This is a genomic window from Pseudoalteromonas sp. CR1 (genome assembly GCF_019392235.1).
Lineage (GTDB): Bacteria > Pseudomonadota > Gammaproteobacteria > Enterobacterales > Alteromonadaceae > Pseudoalteromonas.
The window spans coordinates 1-267 of record NZ_JAHXRM010000304.1; the positions used below are offsets into that span (position 1 = coordinate 1).

At 74.5% G+C, this 267-nt stretch carries 1 protein-coding gene; it reads right to left on the bottom strand.

Annotated features, from left to right (window positions below):
• Positions 1-21: 21 nt before the first annotated feature.
• Positions 22-267 (bottom strand): hypothetical protein (locus KZZ04_RS19495; protein WP_219423927.1); only part of this gene is annotated, 246 nt, incomplete at its 5' end.

The following is a 267-nucleotide window of genomic DNA, read 5'->3' on the forward strand; positions in this document are numbered from 1 at the left end:
CGGGCTTGGTCGTGTCCATGGTCAGGCTGCCTTCTTGAAGAGGGACTTGAACCACGCGCCGAGCCCGCCGGCCGGGGCAGTGACGCCGATGGTGTCGGGCGGTGCGGGATCGGACGAGCGGCGCGCCGCTGGCGCGACCAGTGGCGGGATGGGCGCGGCCGTCACCTGCGGGACCGGGATCTTCGTCACGGCGGCGCCGGGCGCGTAGCCGGCCTTCTTCAGCGCGGCGGCGAAGGCCTGCGCGTGGAGCGCGATTTCGCCCGCGCG